Below are 15,677 nucleotides of genomic sequence, written 5' to 3'. Positions count from 1 at the left end.
ACCTGAGATCTAATCGTTAATGATTAAGGAGGGAAGTAACGTGCCACGTAAAGGACATACTCAGAAAAGAGATGTTTTAGCAGATCCGGTATACAACAACAAGGTTGTAACCAAGCTGATCAACAGCATCATGCTGGACGGCAAGAAAGGTACCGCTCAGAAGATCGTTTACAGCGCATTTGCTAAAGTAGAGGAAAAGGCCGGAAAGCCGGCAATTGAATGTTTTGAAGAGGCGATGAACAACATCATGCCTCAGCTTGAGGTTAAGGCCCGCCGTATCGGTGGAGCTACCTACCAGGTACCGGTAGAAGTTAAGCCGGACAGACGTCAGGCTCTGGGACTTCGCTGGCTGACAATGTTCTCACGCAAGAGAAGTGAGAAGACAATGTCTGACAGACTGGCAAACGAGCTGCTCGATGCTATGAATAACACCGGAGCATCCGTGAAACGTAAAGAAGACATGCATAAGATGGCAGAGGCCAATAAGGCATTTGCTCATTACAGATTCTAAAAGGAGGGAACTCTGTTGGCTGATAACGGAAGAGAATATCCGCTTGAGAGAACCAGAAATATTGGTATCATGGCGCATATTGATGCAGGTAAAACTACTCTGACAGAGCGTATCCTGTATTACACCGGTGTTAACTACAAGATCGGTGAGACATACGAAGGAACTGCTACAATGGACTGGATGGCACAGGAGCAGGAGCGTGGTATCACGATCACATCCGCTGCCACTACCTGCCACTGGACACATCAGTACCAGAACAAACCCGCTCCGGGTGCACTTGAGCACCGCATCAACATCATCGATACACCAGGACACGTAGACTTCACTGTTGAGGTTGAGCGTTCCCTTCGTGTACTTGACGGTGCCGTAGGTGTATTCGATGCCAAGGGCGGCGTTGAGCCTCAGTCCGAGAACGTATGGCGTCAGGCGGATACCTACAATGTTCCTCGTATGGCATTTGTAAACAAAATGGATATCCTTGGAGCAAACTTCGACAACACCGTTCACGAGATCATTACCAAGCTCGGCAAGAACCCGGTTGTTATCGAGCGTCCGATCGGCAAAGAGGATTATTTCCAGGGCGTAGTTGATCTGTTCGAGATGAAGGCATACATCTACAACAATAAGACCGGCGATGATATCTCCATCGTAGATATCCCGGACGATATGAAGGATGAGTGCCAGGCCGCTCACGAAGAGATGGTCGAGAAGATCGTTGAGTTCGACGATGATCTGATGATGGCTTATCTCGACGGAGAGGAGCCGAGCATCGACGACATGAAGAAGGCACTCCGCAAGGCAACTATCGCGAATAAGGCCGTTCCGGTTCTCTGTGGTTCTGCACATCAGAACAAGGGAATTCAGAAGCTTCTGGACGCAATTGTTGACTTCATGCCGGCACCTACTGACGTACCGGACATCGAGGGAACAGATCTGGACGGAAATGAAGTCGTAAGACATTCTTCTGATGAAGAGCCGTTCTCAGCTCTTGTATTCAAGATCGTTTCCGACCCGTTCGTTGGACGTCTTGCATATTTCAGAGTTTATTCCGGTACACTGAACTCCGGTTCTTATGTACTGAATGCAACCAAGGACAAGAAAGAGCGTGTCGGCCGTATTCTTCAGATGCATGCCAACAAGCGTCATGAGCTGTCCAAGGTATATTCCGGAGATATCGCTGCGGCTATCGGATTCAAGTTCTCCTCTACCGGAGATACAATCTGCGACGAGCAGCATCCGGTAATTCTGGAGTCCATGGACTTCCCGGATCCGGTTATCGAGCTCGCAATCGAGCCGAAGACAAAGGCCGGACAGCAGAAGCTTGGCGAGGCTCTCGCAAAGCTGGCTGAGGAGGATCCGACCTTCCGCGCTACCACAAACCAGGAGACCGGACAGACAATCATCGCCGGAATGGGCGAGCTCCATCTGGAGATCATCGTTGACCGTCTGCTTCGTGAGTTCAACGTAGAGGCAAATGTCGGAGCTCCGCAGGTTGCATATAAAGAGACAATCACAAAGGCATCGGATATCGACAGCAAGTATGTTCGTCAGTCCGGTGGTAAAGGACAGTACGGTCATTGTAAAGTTAAGTTCTCGCCGCTGGATGCAAACGCAGAGCAGTCCTACGAGTTCGTTAACAGCGTAACCGGCGGTTCCATCCCGAAGGAGTATATCCCGTCCATCGATGAGGGTATTCAGGATGCCATGAAGGCCGGTCAGCTCGGCGGATTCCCGGTAGTCGGAGTCAAGGCTGAGGTATACGACGGATCCTATCATGAGGTCGATTCTTCCGAGATGGCATTCCATATTGCGGGATCCATGGCCTTCAAGCAGGCAATGGAGAAGGGCGCTCCGGTGCTCCTCGAGCCGATCATGAAGGTTGAGGTTACTACACCTGAGGAATACATGGGCGATGTTATCGGTGATATGAATTCCCGTCGTGGCCGTATCGAGGGAATGGATGATGTAGGAAACGGAAAGCTTGTCCGCGGTTTTGTTCCGCTGGCTGAGATGTTCGGCTACTCCACAGACCTTCGTTCCGCTACACAGGGACGTGCAAACTACTCCATGTTCTTCGACCGCTATGAGCCGGTTCCGAAGTCTGTTCAGGAGAAGGTCCTTTCTGATAAGTAATGAAACGGTTCCTGCCCCGTTCGCGGGGCAGAAGCGTTAATGTCAACACCGGATGGACGGAGCCATTCCGTCAGATGTCACGGCTTCCCGGGACAGCCCCGGAATTTCGTGCACGGGACTCCGGATAGAGAGAATTCACTTGCAAAGATTCTGAAAATGAAATATAATCAAGCATAGCGGATTTTCTATTTTACAGTAATTTTTAATAAAGTAAATACGCAGGCAGAACGCCGGTATTCATTTTAAGGAGGAAGTATTACAATGGCAAAACAGAAATTTGAAAGAACAAAACCGCATTGCAACATTGGTACCATCGGACATGTAGACCATGGCAAAACCACTCTGACAGCTGCAATCACAAAGGTTCTGGCTACCAGAATGCCTACCGATGAGAACCAGATCGTTGACTTCTCCAACATCGATAAAGCTCCGGAAGAGAGAGAGCGTGGTATCACAATCAATACCGCTCACGTAGAGTATGAGACTGAGAACCGTCACTATGCACATGTTGACTGCCCAGGACATGCTGACTACGTAAAGAACATGATCACAGGTGCAGCTCAGATGGATGGCGCTATCCTTGTAGTTGCAGCTACTGATGGTGTTATGGCTCAGACTCGTGAGCACGTTCTGCTTGCACGTCAGGTAGGTGTTCCGGCCATGGTTGTATTCCTCAACAAGTGTGATATGGTTGATGATGACGAGCTGATCGAGCTGGTGGAGATGGAGGTTACCGAGCTTCTTGACGAGTACGGATTCGAGAACACACCTATCGTTCGCGGTTCTGCTCTGAAGGCTCTTGAGGATCCGAACAGCGAGTGGGGCGACAAGATCATGGAGCTTCTGAGCGTTGTTGACGAGCATATCCCGACTCCGACACGTGATACAGATAAGCCGTTCCTGATGCCTGTTGAGGATGTATTCACAATCTCCGGACGTGGAACTGTTGCTACCGGCCGTGTAGAGCGTGGTACTCTGAGACTGAATGATCCGGTTGAGATCCTTGGAATCTCTGAGGACAAGCTTTCTTCTGTTGCTACCGGTATTGAGATGTTCCATAAGCTCCTTGACGAGGCTATGGCTGGTGATAACATCGGTGTTCTTCTCCGTGGTATCAACAGAACTGATATCGAAAAGGGACAGGTTGTTGCTAAGCCCGGCACTGTAACCTGCCATACAAAATTCACCGCTCAGGTTTACGTTCTGACTAAGGACGAGGGCGGCCGTCATACCCCTTTCTTCAATAACTATCGTCCGCAGTTCTATTTCAGAACAACTGACGTTACCGGTGTTATCACTCTTCCGGAAGGCACTGAGATGTGCATGCCTGGTGATAACGTTGAGATGACCATCGAGCTGATCCACCCGATCGCTATGGAGCAGGGACTTACCTTCGCTATTCGTGAGGGCGGTCACACTGTAGGATCCGGCCGTGTAGCTACGATCATCGAGTAATCGAAAAACAGTATTATCACGCAATTCATGAAGAGCCGCAAACCCTTGATACAGGGGGGTGCGGCTCTTTTTGTGTGCCTTTGCGTCAGGCAAGGGAGATCTTTTTTTGATCCTTTTTTGATAAAAGGAGTCGCGTATATGTATTCGAAGCGTTTTTGATGTGGTATGATTGTAATACGCCCTTGACAAAGAAAGTCAGAAGCAAGATGAAGTGGGAAATCATTCAGTTAGAAAAGAAAGGATAATAGAATGGCAAAACCTGTTAAGATCAGACCTGCGGCGATGCTCGGAGCGGTTCTTGATTTTCTGGGAGGACAAAAGATCGCAACCTACACGAATGAGGATGAGGGTTATGAATATCTGAAAAATGGATATTTCTGTGTCTCGGTGTTAAACCCGAAGGGAAGCGACGATCTCTATATCGATCTTGAAGATGGCTTCACACTGACGTACGGTGACTGGAACGCGCACTATGAGGCGACAGACCGTGATTTCGAATACATGCGGAAAGATGTGGAGGATTTTCTGGCAAACCGCATGTATCTGGCTGTTGTGTATTCTGGAAAGGAATGGATCTGTTCCCTTACGATTCATGAGAATGATGTCAGTAAGGCTCGTCTCTTCCGGCAGACGAAGGATTTTCTGCACAGCGCGGACTGCGATCCGTTCATACAGCTTCTGAATCATAAGGGCGGGGTGATTGACTGCAGTTTCTGGGATGTAAAGAGAAACCGGGAGATCCGCGTAAATCCGGGGGAGATCAGGTGATCATGAATAACAGGTGCCTTTGACGGCTGAATGGCTTCGTAGAATAAAGTTCTGATGGACGGAGGATTTCAGGCGGCTGAGAATTCACATAAGGGGACGAGAAGATATGATTTATGAATATCCGGATACGGTTCTGAAGTTTTCCTGCATTGCAGGAAAGTGCCCGGATACCTGCTGCGCAGGCTGGGAAGTGGATCTTGACCGGGAAACGGAGGAATACTACCGGTATGTCGAGGGTCCCTTCGGGAAGCGCCTGCGGCGTGCCATGAAAACAGAAACAGAAGAAAACGCGGACGGAGAAGAGGTCCGTACCTGTTTCTTCCCGCTTACGGATCAGAATCGCTGCCCTTTCCTTAACGATGACAATTTGTGCGAGATCATCACTCACCTGGGACCGGAGGCGATCAGTGTCGTCTGTGATGAGTATCCGAGGTATTTTGAGCAGTTCGGGAATTATCAGCAGATGGATATGAGTCTTTCCTGTATGGAGTTCGGAAGAATATTTTTTTCTTCGGGACCGGTGCAGCTGCAGCGCATGGAGGATGATACAGACCGGGGATGGGGCGACACGGACCGCGAACGGCTTCGCGGAATACTGACGATCCGCGATGATGCGGTTCGTTATCTCCAGGATGAGGATCATAAGCTTTCCTGGAGGGAGAAAATGAATGACATTGAGCGGCAGATCGGCATCGTTCCGACACAGGAGAGCCGGCGAAGTCTGATGCGGCGTATGGAGAGACTCGAGGTTATCGATCACCGCTGGACCGAAATGCTGGAACTGGTAAGAAATACAGGTGTGAAGGCTGGCGATGCAGGGACGGCTGTCAGCAGTGAGGCCGGCGATGCAGGGACGACTTTCAGCAGTGAGGCCGGCGGTGCAGGGATAACTGTCAGCGGTGAGGCCGGCGATGCAGGGACAGCTGTCATCGGTGAAGCTGACAACATTCCGGCGCAGCTGCGCGCGGAATTTGAGAGGCTCCATGAGGACTGTCTTCCCGGATGGTTCACAAAGCTTTGCGTGTACTTCGTTTTTCGTTATACGCTTGACATCTATTCTGACGGGGATCCGGCAGGTGTCTTCCGCTACATTGACAGAAGCCTTCGTTTTCTGTGGATGATGTGTCTGGCTGAATGGAACGCGGCGGGGCGAAAGCTGACCATTGAAGATATGATTGATCTCGCCCACCTTTATTCCAGGCAGGTTGAGCACTGCGAGGAAAACGTCGCCATTCTGAAGGAAGACGGAGAAGACGGGTGACGGACAGATTCATTTCGGAAAAAGAAGAGAGTTCGTTCACCTGCCGAAAATCTTACCGCCGTGGAGTTTCTGCCCACAGCAGACGAAAGGATTGAATATATGAAGGACGAGGATCAGAATCTGGAAAATCAGAGCCCGGAAAATCAGAGAGGAACCGGCCATCTGAGAAGATTGTCGCGGTCTCTGGCCTACAGCGGCTCCGTGGTTGATGTGTATCAGGACACAATGGAGCTTCCGGACGGCTGCATTCAGAAGTGGGATTTTGTCTGTCATAAAAAGGGAGGCGGCGCCTGCATCGTTCCGGTTCTCGCGGACGGAAGAATTCTTATGGTGCGTCAGTACAGACCGTCAATTGACCGGGAGACTCTGGAACTTCCGGCCGGAGCGGTTGACGCGGAGGATGCGACGACAGAGGATACCGCAAGAAGAGAACTGAGGGAGGAAACCGGATACACTGCCGGGAAATGGAAGCTGCTGCTGCGGCTGAAGACAGCGGTTGCTTACTGCAATGAGTACACGGATGTCTATCTTGCCTCTGAACTGAAGGACTCCCATGGCCAGGCACTGGACGAAGCAGAGGAGATCCGTCTGCGTGCTGTTGAGCCGGAGGTACTGCTTCAGGATATTTACAGCGGAAGAATACAGGATTCCAAAACAGTTGCGGGTATTCTCGCTTATACGAATCAGAAGAGGTGAATATCGCTGCTGCAGCTGTCAACATTGGCACCAGGAACATCTGTGATTTTGATTTACGCGAACAGTGAGCCGCAGCCGAATGCGAAGTATTCGAGTGCGGCGAGCGTCGCGATAGCGAGATAAAACTCGCGCAGCGTGTTTTATCTCGTTTGATTTTAGGAGAAATATGTTAGTTCTTTTTGAAGATGTCATAAGCTTTATTCTGGTGATATTCGCCTGGTTCCGGCTCTATGACAATATAAATATCGATCAGAGAATCAAAAGATATTTTGCGTGTGCCGGAGGCGTGATTGCGGCGATACTTGTTCTGGATCAGATCTGGCAGGCGATTTTTACGATATGCAGGATTACTGCCCGGATTGACTACATACTTAATGTGCTGACTTGTGTCATTTATTTTCTGGTCGCGTTTCTGATCCTGATTATACCTATGCAGCGATTGAAAAAGATATCGCTTGTCAACAGGGTTCTAAATGTAATCATATTAATCTGTTTCGGCGTGATTCCGATTGTAAACATCTGGAAGCCGGTTATTTTCTATCACAGCGGCGGATATATGTATTATACCAATAAATATATTTATTATATAATCGCCGAATATGTGATGTATATGGTGATGGTGCGCATGTACTACTCTCGTAATTATCTGTTCGACAGAAGCGACCGGATCATGCTTTTGTTTGCACAGGTAATCGTCGGGATAGGTGTGATTGCGCAGATTGTCTACGGAGATCTCGCAGCGAGCTGGAACTGCATCAGCATCTGCTATCTCTTCATGTATCTCGCACTGGAGCAGATGTATGCAAAGATAGATCCGGTGACAAAGCTGCATAACCGCGGAGTTTATGACAAGACTCTTCAGAAATATTCCGGTAAAAAAAGAACACTTACCGCCGTTATGTTCGACCTGAACCACCTGAAGCTTGTGAATGACAGATACGGGCACGATGCGGGTGATGCTTATCTGCTTGCCTTTGGTCAGACAACCCGGAAAGCACTTTCTTCCTTTGGAGAGATCTTCCGGATCGGTGGAGATGAATTCTGCCTGCTTTCCTGGAAAACCGGACCGGAGAAACTGCTTCCAGCTCTTCGTGAGCTTCAGTCGAGGGAAAAATGTGATCCGGAGTTTGGAGATCACCCTCTGGATTTTGCATACGGCATCGCGCAGCAGCTTCCGGGGGAGGAGGGATCTGAGACCGTGTCGCGGGCAGATCACGAGATGTATATGAATAAGAGGGAGATGCATTCCCGCGAGGACAGGCAGACGCCCGCAGAAGCATAGACAGTACCGCGCGTCACTTCGTGCTCATATCTTTTGCCTTCGAAACCGCATACAGTCTCTTACGCGCGGTTTGCGGCAGGCGGCCTGTCGGCGCTTTCAAAGAGCTTATACAGAATCCGCCATGCCGAGAAAATCCCGGAGCTTCCGGACATCTCCATCGAAGACGTATCCGCCCAGACCGCAGGAGCGGGCAGCGTCTACATTTCGCTGAAGATCATCGATGAAGAGACAGTCCTGTGGGTTCAGGTGAAATTCCTCAAGAAACATTTCATAGATCTGCCGCTGGGGCTTCAGAACCTTATGAGGAGCAGAGAGAAAGACTCCGTCGAAAAGATCGGGCGTCTCGAGATGGCTTTTCCACTTGCCGTGGTCCAGACGGACACTGACATTGGACAGGATGTATGTCTTTTTTCCTGCTTCCCGCAGATCCCTTACCAGTGCGCCCATACCGGGATGCGGGGTGAGGTTGTATCTGTCCCAGTTCTGAAAGCTGAAGCGGACCGCGCTGCGGACCTCATCGGAGGATGCGCGGGACAGCATCTTCTCCAGCGCGTCGTCCTGCCGGATCAGACCAGCGTCAAGCATGATCCATTCTCCGGAGTGATAGACGAGGAGATTGACCTCCCGGATCACGTCGGGATCCGATGTGTATTCCCGTGTGGCATTATCGGCGTTGTAATCGGCCAGAACCCTTCCCATGTCAAATACGATGTTTTTGTATCCTGTCATTGCTGTACCCCTCCGAATTGTAGTATTAACTCTGACTCCTGGTAATCAAAGAAGCTAACTCTGATTCCCGGTAATTGAAGAAGCTGGCTCTGATTTCCGGTAACTGAAAAAGTCAGCTCTGATTTCCGGTAATTGAAGAAATTAACTGTGATTCTCTGTTACTGAGAGCCGGTTACTCGTTGAAAGCGGACCGGCTCTCACAGGTATTATAGCGAAGGAGAGAGAAAAAATCCATATCCAGGGATTGCAGAGATGCCCTGAGATGTCCTGCCGGAGCTGCGGCTTTTCGTTTCTGCCGGAAAAGTCCGGAGTGAATAAGGCTGGTACGGATCAGATTCAGGGAGTTGAGACGCGGTGGGATGTCTTTCTCTCGGATTGATATTGAATCTCTGCCTTTTCTGGGATAAAATACAGACTTGTGACTGAATGAATAATTCCGGATGAATCCGGGCATTCTGAACTGTGATAGGCTAAATAGTTCCGGATGAACCTGGGCATTCTGAACTGTGATAGGCTAAATAATTCCGGATATACTGGGGGTATTTTGAATGGAAACAGATATGACAAAGGGCAGACCGTCGTCTATTCTGCTTCGTTTCCTGATTCCGATTTTCTTTGGAAATCTTTTTCAGCAATTTTACAATGTGGTGGATACGGTGATTGTCGGAAGAGTGGTAGGTGCCGGCGCGCTGGCGGCGGTTGGATCGACCGGGACGATTATGTTTCTGCTGAGCGGAATTGCGCAGGGTATGTCTACCGGGTTTACGGTACTGACGTCGCAGTATTACGGCGCAAAAGACGAGAAGGGTGTGCGCAGGAGTGTTGCGAATGCTCTGCTTCTCAGCCTGATTCTTACGGCGGCTTTCACGGTGGCGGGCGCACTTTTGATGGGACCGCTGCTTCGCGTGATGAATACACCGGATGATATCTACAGGGACGCGCATACCTACATCATGATCATAACTGTCGGCCTGATCGCCATGATCATGTACAACATGAGTGCGGCTCTGCTTCGGGCAATCGGGAACAGCAAGGCACCGCTCTACTTTCTGATTTTCGCTGTTGTGTCAAATATTTTTCTGGACCTTCTGCTGACAATGGGCATCCGTATGGGAGTGGCGGGCGCGGCGCTTGCCACGGTACTTTCGCAGGCGATGGCTGCAGTGTTGTGCTTTATCTACATTTACCGGAAAGCGGAGATTCTGAGACCGCGCCGGGGAGAGTGGCGTCTGTCAAAGGAAATGACGAAGGCACAGCTCGGAATCAGCATCCCGATGACGCTTCAGTTCGCGATCACATCCTCCGGAACCATGATCATGCAGTCTGCCGTAAATCTGTTCGGTTCAACGGCAGTGGCCGGATATACTGCGGCAAATAAGGTGGTTACGCTGTTGTCGCAGGAGATGCCGTCGATGGGATCGGCGATCTCGACCTACTGCGGGCAGAATTACGGCAACCGCCAGATCGGCCGCGTGAAGAAGGGAGTCAATGCCGCTGTTCTGATCGACACGATATATGCGGTCGGAGCTGCAGTGATCTGTGTGGTTATACTGCCGCTGACACTGGGCATTTTTTTCTCGGGAAATGAGGATATCAGCGCGCTGATGCCCTGGGCAAAAACCTACGTGAACGTCGCGGTCTGCTTTTTCATTCCGCTGAGTTATATTTTTGTATTCCGGAACGCCATGCAGGGATGTGGCTACGGACTGCTTCCGATGTTCGGCGGAATTGTCGAATTTGTCGCCCGGGGAATTACGGCATTCATTTCCATTCATATGATGAGCTATCTGGCAGCCTGCTTCTGCGATCCTGCCGCCTGGCTTACGGCGGGTATTTTTACCGGGGTTTGCTACCGCTTTGTGATAAAAGATATTGAAAAGACGTTTCACGTCGGAAGCAATGAAGACAGAGAAAGAAAATAGAGGGATGCTTCGTGTCGGAGCCGATGAGGCCAGAGAAAGAATATAGAGGGATGCTTCGCGTCGGAACCGATGAAGACAGAGAAAACGCACGGAGAGAATCCGAAAAGACGTTTCACATCGGATCCGATGAAAGCAGGAAAAGGACAGGGAAAAATGATTCAGGATATTGCACCCAGAAAATTTCACATCGAGTATCAGAACAAGCAGCCTGCCGGTTATGAAACGGCGCTGGTGTACAATGGACCGCTGACATTGCTCCGGATGGATGAAGACGGAGTTCTTACGTATCCGAAAACGAGAGATTTTGATGGGACGAACGCAGAGTTCACCTATCTCTTCCGGATTGATGAGGAGGAGTATTACCTTGCGGTGATCGATCCTGAAGAGATTCCGGAGGTTTTACTTGAGGAGGGATTTCACTTTGAGAAGGACTGGACCTTCCGGAGCGCAAAACCAGGAGATCGGGCGTTTGCCGGCGTGACCGGAAAACAGCTCTCTCTGTGGTACTCGAGTCACAGGTACTGCGGAGGCTGCGGGGCAGAGCTCGTGGCGGATGAAAAAGAAAGGATGATGAAGTGCCCGAGATGTGGCAGAACCTTTTATCCGGTCATCTGCCCCGGTGTTATCGTTGCGGTGGTTCATGACGGGAAGCTTCTGATGAGCAAGTACGCCGGGAGAGAATATAAGAGGTTTGCGCTGATCGCGGGGTTCAATGAGAGTGGAGAGAGCATCGAGGATACGGTTCACCGGGAGGTGATGGAGGAGACGGGGCTTGCGGTCCGTAATCTTCACTTTTACAAGAGTCAGCCCTGGCCGTTTTCTGACACACTTCTAATGGGATTTTTCTGCGAGCTGGACGGCGACAAGGATCAGATCACCCTGGAGGAGGATGAATTGTCCATGGCCGGCTGGTATGGGCCTGCGGAAGTGCCGGAGGACCGGGAACACATCTCCCTGACCAGCGAGATGATGACGGTGTTCCGGGAGAACGGAGGAGATTTCCAGCGTATACTGGATGTGATTCAGAGAAAGTAACCGCCGGGGATGCGCTGACAGAGGTACGGTTATCAATTGCGGCATTCATCCCACATGCTTGCGTGTGGGATGAATGCCGCTTTTCCTTAACTTAACAAATACATAGCACAGATTTATTCTGACCTTGCCGGCTGTGCGAGCCCCGGCAGAGAAGCTATGCGAATATTTGAGATTGACAGGAACAGTTCTGAGAGCTGTGTGCGAGCCCCGGCAGAGAAGCTATGCGAATATCAGAAATTGACGGGAACAATTCTCTCAGTTGTGTATATTCCCTCGGCTGGGAAGGCAGCCAGGATCACTGCGGTGTCAGTGTGGGGAACGTCGGAGCCGCGGTTCAGTCGGGATATACAAGCCGTTCGGTGCTCCCCTCGTGAATCTGAGACAAATCCCGTTCCAGATATCTCCGGGCAAGCCAGTTCGCCATGCTGAGGTTCTGGTCGAGATAGTTTCCGCAGTCTCTGGCTGCCGCGCCGGGAATTTCTCCCTTGTAGTCGCGGATGAAGGTAAAAGTACGGATTACAAGATCAGTGATATCGGAGGATGACAGGTCGCCGGCGAGGATGAGGTAGAATCCGGTGCGGCAGCCCATTGGTCCAAAGTAAATCACGCGGTCTTTCCATTCGGGATCATTGCGCAGGAAGGTCGCGCCGAGGTGCTCGATGGTGTGGCATTCCGCAGTGTTCATGACGGGCTCGCGGTTCGGGGCGGTCATGCGCAGATCAAAGGTTGTGAGGCACTCGGAGCCGATATGATCCTTTCGGGAGACATAGATGCCGGGCATAAGAGTCAGATGATTTACGGTAAAGCTTGCGATTTTTTCCATTTCTTTTTCCTTTCTTTTCCTTTTCTTTTTTCTGTTATCTGTACAGAACGTAGAATATTCTGTTTTCATCAGATGCCTTTGGCCTCTGATACGGCAGCAACGTGATAATCTGCCTTATAATGTCTGATACAGCAGTGCTGTCAGAAGCTGTCCTTCGGTGTCTGATACAGCAACGCCCTCATATCCTCCGGCACCGGTGCCGTGAAATGCATTGCTTCTCCGGTGATGGGGTGAATGAAGTCAAGCTTCCATGAGTGTAGAGCCTGACGTGTGATGGCAAGAGGGTCTCCGCCGGAAGACCTTACGGTTCCGGGCTCGGAAAGTTCGTCGGGCTTCCGCAGGTAGTGAAGGTTATACAGGGTGTCTCCGAGAAGGGGATGTTCCCGGTATGCCATGTGGACCCTGATCTGGTGAGTGCGGCCGGTCTCAAGCTTCAGACAGACAGCAGAATAACCGGGTGTGAAGTCTGCCTTCTCTGTGCCGGATGCAGATACTGCTTTCCGGGAATTCAGGAAATCGGTTCTGCCGGGCGCGGGAAAATAAGCAAGTGTCTGAAAGTGAGTGATCGCCCGGTCACCCCGGTCAAAATCCACACAGCGTTCAATGAGAGAGCCTTCCTTGCGGGCAATCGGCAGGTCGATGGTGCCTTCGGCAGGGGTATGTCCGTCGACGACTGCCAGATAGGTCCGGTGGATTTCCCTTTTTACAAGCTGCTGCTCCAGAACGGAGGCACTGACGAGATTTTTTGCCACGATCAGCAGACCTGTAGTGTCTCTGTCCAGGCGGTTGATGCAGCGGAACACAAAGGGAATATTCTTCTGCTGAAAATACCAGACGACACCATTTCCCAAAGTATTGGCCGGATGGCCGACGGCAGGGTGGATTGCTTCATTGGCAGGCTTATCGATGACAAGCAGATCCGGATCCTCATAAATGATCCGGAAGGGAACAGGGGCAGGGATGATTGTCTCTGAGGAGACATCATCCCGAACCTTGGTTGTGAGGACATCAGAACGGCGGAGAGTATAGCGCATGTACTGATGAACTCCGTTGACCAGAACGGCGTCTGGGATCGGCTTCATAGAGGCGAGAATGTGCCTGGAGTATCCTTTCCCGCGCAGGAAGGCGTGAATGTCCTTGCCGTCGTCTTCTTCTCTAATAATATAAGTAAAAGTTCTTTCCATGGTTCTGATATCGTAACGCCGCACGGCCGGGGTTGTCAATGAGCAGCCGGGGTATAAGCCGGATTCGCTGCGCGGCAGAGTTGTCGTTGAGCAGCCGGTTCAGAGCCCGTTTGCTGGAGGACGAGAGAACTGCGAAATCCTTGTGCCGGTTTATGATTCGTGATATACTTTTAGCGTGTTGCCGGGAACTGCAGATAAGACTGAAGTGCAGAGGGCACACTTGTTTTCTGACTGAACCATATGCCCCGCAGGCGGGGCATCACATACTGTATAAGCTATGGATTGCTCCATGCTCCGCAATCCTGCAGGTGAACGACTTCGTCGGTCTGTCGCGGCGTTTTCGAAGAGCTTATACAGCAAACCACATGCTGTAAACAGCGCCACAAACTGTATAAGCTGCGGATTGCTCCGTGCTTCGCACTCTCGCAATCCTACAGGTATGAGCACTTCCGTGCCGTTTAAGCGTCACTTCGTGCTCATACCTGTTGCCTTCGAAATCGCATACAGTCTCTTACGCGCGCTTCGCGTGCGACGATCCTGTCTGTGTTTCCGAAGAGCTTATACAGTAATTTTTCAGAATGCAGTCAACAATAGAAAAGAGGAAGAGATTATGGCAGAAAAGTATGTTGCGTATGTTGGAACGTATACCCACGGAAGCAGTATCGGCATCCACCTGTATGACGTTGACGTGAAGGAGGGGACTCTTTCACTGCGTAAGGTGATCCCAGTAAATAATTCATCTTATATCTGCCGCTCGGCGAACGGAAAGTTTTTGTACTCCATTGCGGACGAGGGTGTAGCGGTATTTGACATCAAGTCCGACGGTGATCTTGAGATGATCAATAAGATCGGCATCGATGGTATGCGTGGCTGCTATTTATCTGTTGACGCGACGGGTCAGTATCTTCTGGTCGCGGGCTACCACGACGGCAAGGTGACACTGGTTCATACGCATCATGACGGACGCCTCGGCTCTGTGATGGACGGCGTGTTCCACAAGGGCCTCGGCAGTGTGGCGGAGAGAAACTTCCGTCCGCATGTCAGCTGCGTGAAGATGACGCCTGACAACCGTTTTATCTGTGCGGTAGATAACGGAATCGATCAGGTGAAGATCTATCGCATCAGCTCCAAGAGTAAGCTTAAGCTGGTGGATATTCTCCGCTGCGAGCGCGAATCCGGTCCAAGGCTGATTGAGTTCAGTCAGGATGGAAGATTTGCTTATGTGATCTATGAGCTGGCCAACAGGGTGGATGTGTTCGCCTATTCCGTAGAGGATGATGTTCCCAGGTTTGATTACATCCAAAGCGTGAGCACGACCTCTGACAATGTGGATCAGCTCCATGATGCCGCATCGGGGATGACTTTTTCTCCGGATGGAAAATATCTCTTCACTTCGACGGCCGGTGATGATACGGTTGCCATGTTTAAGGTGGATCAGAAGACCGGCCTTCTGACGAAGAAGTTTGCCCTTCCGATCAGCGGAGAGTATCCGAAGGATATCGCGATGTTCCCGGATGGGAAGCATATCGCCTGTGTCAATCATGAATCCAACAGCATCACGACATTTGCCGTTGACTATGAGAAAAATATTCTTGTCATGAAGGGCAGGCCGATGAAGGTTGACACACCGAACTGTATTCTGATCACAAAGATGGGCACGAAGGATTGACTTCTCCTTTTCGGTTAAAATCCGGGACAGATTAACATCTGGGACAAATCAAAAATCTCGGAGTAATAACCGGATGTCACCAGGTTTGCCAAATGATCCCTTGTTTAAGCAACGGGGTAATCAGGCGACGGAGAGAAGCAGGAGAGCGGTGATTCGTTCCCGTATTAACTCTCATGCCCCGGAAGCGGGGCGCCACATACTGCATAAAG

Annotated in this window: 13 protein-coding genes; 10 read left to right on the top strand and 3 right to left on the bottom strand. The window is 50.6% G+C overall.

The window, feature by feature from the left end; all coding sequences use genetic code 11:
• Positions 1-40: 40 nt before the first annotated feature.
• The 7 genes from rpsG to ACTQ3A_RS04175 all read left to right on the top strand — a co-directional run bounded on the left by rpsG (position 41) and on the right by ACTQ3A_RS04175 (position 8,106).
• A complete protein-coding gene (gene rpsG / locus ACTQ3A_RS04205) occupies positions 41-511 on the top strand; it encodes a 30S ribosomal protein S7 (RefSeq protein WP_441100740.1) in 471 nt (156 codons plus the stop codon).
• Positions 512-526: 15 nt separating this feature from the next.
• Positions 527-2,644: an elongation factor G gene (fusA, locus tag ACTQ3A_RS04200; RefSeq protein WP_441100739.1), complete on the top strand. Its 2,118-nt coding sequence runs from the start codon at positions 527-529 to the stop codon at positions 2,642-2,644.
• A 261-nt stretch (positions 2,645-2,905) separates the two neighbouring features.
• Positions 2,906-4,099: an elongation factor Tu gene (tuf, locus tag ACTQ3A_RS04195; RefSeq protein ID WP_441100738.1), complete on the top strand. Its 1,194-nt coding sequence runs from the start codon at positions 2,906-2,908 to the stop codon at positions 4,097-4,099.
• Positions 4,100-4,348: 249 nt separating this feature from the next.
• Positions 4,349-4,867, top strand: a complete 519-nt coding sequence (locus ACTQ3A_RS04190) for a hypothetical protein (RefSeq protein WP_441494135.1) — start codon at positions 4,349-4,351, stop codon at positions 4,865-4,867.
• Positions 4,868-4,973: 106 nt separating this feature from the next.
• On the top strand, positions 4,974-6,128 hold the full coding sequence (gene fliB / locus ACTQ3A_RS04185) for a flagellin lysine-N-methylase (RefSeq protein WP_441494134.1): 1,155 nt from the start codon (positions 4,974-4,976) through the stop codon (positions 6,126-6,128).
• Between the two features lie 99 nt (positions 6,129-6,227).
• A complete protein-coding gene (locus tag ACTQ3A_RS04180) occupies positions 6,228-6,824 on the top strand; it encodes an NUDIX hydrolase (RefSeq protein WP_441494133.1) in 597 nt (198 codons plus the stop codon).
• A 166-nt stretch (positions 6,825-6,990) separates the two neighbouring features.
• Positions 6,991-8,106, top strand: coding sequence for a GGDEF domain-containing protein (locus ACTQ3A_RS04175; RefSeq protein WP_441099940.1), 1,116 nt, complete (start codon positions 6,991-6,993; stop codon positions 8,104-8,106).
• A 105-nt stretch (positions 8,107-8,211) separates the two neighbouring features.
• Here ACTQ3A_RS04175 and ACTQ3A_RS04170 read toward each other — a convergent pair whose 3' ends face one another.
• Positions 8,212-8,835 carry an HAD family hydrolase gene (locus ACTQ3A_RS04170; protein WP_441494132.1) on the bottom strand — a complete coding sequence of 208 codons (624 nt, stop codon included), beginning with the start codon at positions 8,833-8,835 and terminating at the stop codon, positions 8,212-8,214.
• 548 nt (positions 8,836-9,383) lie between these two features.
• Between ACTQ3A_RS04170 and ACTQ3A_RS04165 the strand changes: the two genes are divergently transcribed.
• Both ACTQ3A_RS04165 and nudC read left to right on the top strand, forming a co-directional pair.
• Positions 9,384-10,757 carry an MATE family efflux transporter gene (locus tag ACTQ3A_RS04165; RefSeq protein ID WP_441494131.1) on the top strand — a complete coding sequence of 458 codons (1,374 nt, stop codon included), beginning with the start codon at positions 9,384-9,386 and terminating at the stop codon, positions 10,755-10,757.
• A 69-nt stretch (positions 10,758-10,826) separates the two neighbouring features.
• Positions 10,827-11,792, top strand: coding sequence for an NAD(+) diphosphatase (nudC, locus tag ACTQ3A_RS04160; RefSeq protein ID WP_441495249.1), 966 nt, complete (start codon positions 10,827-10,829; stop codon positions 11,790-11,792).
• A gap of 334 nt (positions 11,793-12,126) precedes the next feature.
• On the opposite strand, the gene ACTQ3A_RS04155 is transcribed toward nudC, so the two are convergent.
• Positions 12,127-12,615, bottom strand: coding sequence for an S-ribosylhomocysteine lyase (locus tag ACTQ3A_RS04155; protein ID WP_441099934.1), 489 nt, complete (start codon positions 12,613-12,615; stop codon positions 12,127-12,129).
• A 140-nt stretch (positions 12,616-12,755) separates the two neighbouring features.
• The gene (locus ACTQ3A_RS04150) at positions 12,756-13,799 is read right to left on the bottom strand and encodes an RluA family pseudouridine synthase (protein WP_441494129.1); all 1,044 of its coding nucleotides are present in this window, start codon (positions 13,797-13,799) and stop codon (positions 12,756-12,758) included.
• A gap of 610 nt (positions 13,800-14,409) precedes the next feature.
• Between ACTQ3A_RS04150 and ACTQ3A_RS04145 the strand changes: the two genes are divergently transcribed.
• Complete coding sequence (locus ACTQ3A_RS04145; protein WP_441099931.1) at positions 14,410-15,468, top strand: lactonase family protein; 1,059 nt, start codon at positions 14,410-14,412, stop codon at positions 15,466-15,468.
• Positions 15,469-15,677: the final 209 nt, after the last annotated feature.

This window comes from Bilifractor sp. LCP21S3_F8 (assembly GCF_052117805.1).
Taxonomy (GTDB): domain Bacteria; phylum Bacillota; class Clostridia; order Lachnospirales; family Lachnospiraceae; genus Bilifractor.
Note: the sequence above shows the minus strand (reverse complement) of the source record. Positions and strands in the feature narration are given on the sequence as shown.

Coding starts and splice junctions, on each gene's coding strand:
- tuf (WP_441100738.1), top strand. CDS start 2,906: ATGGCAAAACAGAAATTTGAAAGAACAAAACCGCATTGCAACATTGGT.
- ACTQ3A_RS04190 (WP_441494135.1), top strand. CDS start 4,349: ATGGCAAAACCTGTTAAGATCAGACCTGCGGCGATGCTCGGAGCGGTT.
- fliB (WP_441494134.1), top strand. CDS start 4,974: ATGATTTATGAATATCCGGATACGGTTCTGAAGTTTTCCTGCATTGCA.
- ACTQ3A_RS04180 (WP_441494133.1), top strand. CDS start 6,228: ATGAAGGACGAGGATCAGAATCTGGAAAATCAGAGCCCGGAAAATCAG.
- ACTQ3A_RS04175 (WP_441099940.1), top strand. CDS start 6,991: ATGTTAGTTCTTTTTGAAGATGTCATAAGCTTTATTCTGGTGATATTC.
- ACTQ3A_RS04170 (WP_441494132.1), bottom strand. CDS start 8,835: ATGACAGGATACAAAAACATCGTATTTGACATGGGAAGGGTTCTGGCC.
- ACTQ3A_RS04165 (WP_441494131.1), top strand. CDS start 9,384: ATGGAAACAGATATGACAAAGGGCAGACCGTCGTCTATTCTGCTTCGT.
- nudC (WP_441495249.1), top strand. CDS start 10,827: ATGAAGACAGAGAAAACGCACGGAGAGAATCCGAAAAGACGTTTCACA.
- ACTQ3A_RS04155 (WP_441099934.1), bottom strand. CDS start 12,615: ATGGAAAAAATCGCAAGCTTTACCGTAAATCATCTGACTCTTATGCCC.
- ACTQ3A_RS04150 (WP_441494129.1), bottom strand. CDS start 13,799: ATGGAAAGAACTTTTACTTATATTATTAGAGAAGAAGACGACGGCAAG.
- ACTQ3A_RS04145 (WP_441099931.1), top strand. CDS start 14,410: ATGGCAGAAAAGTATGTTGCGTATGTTGGAACGTATACCCACGGAAGC.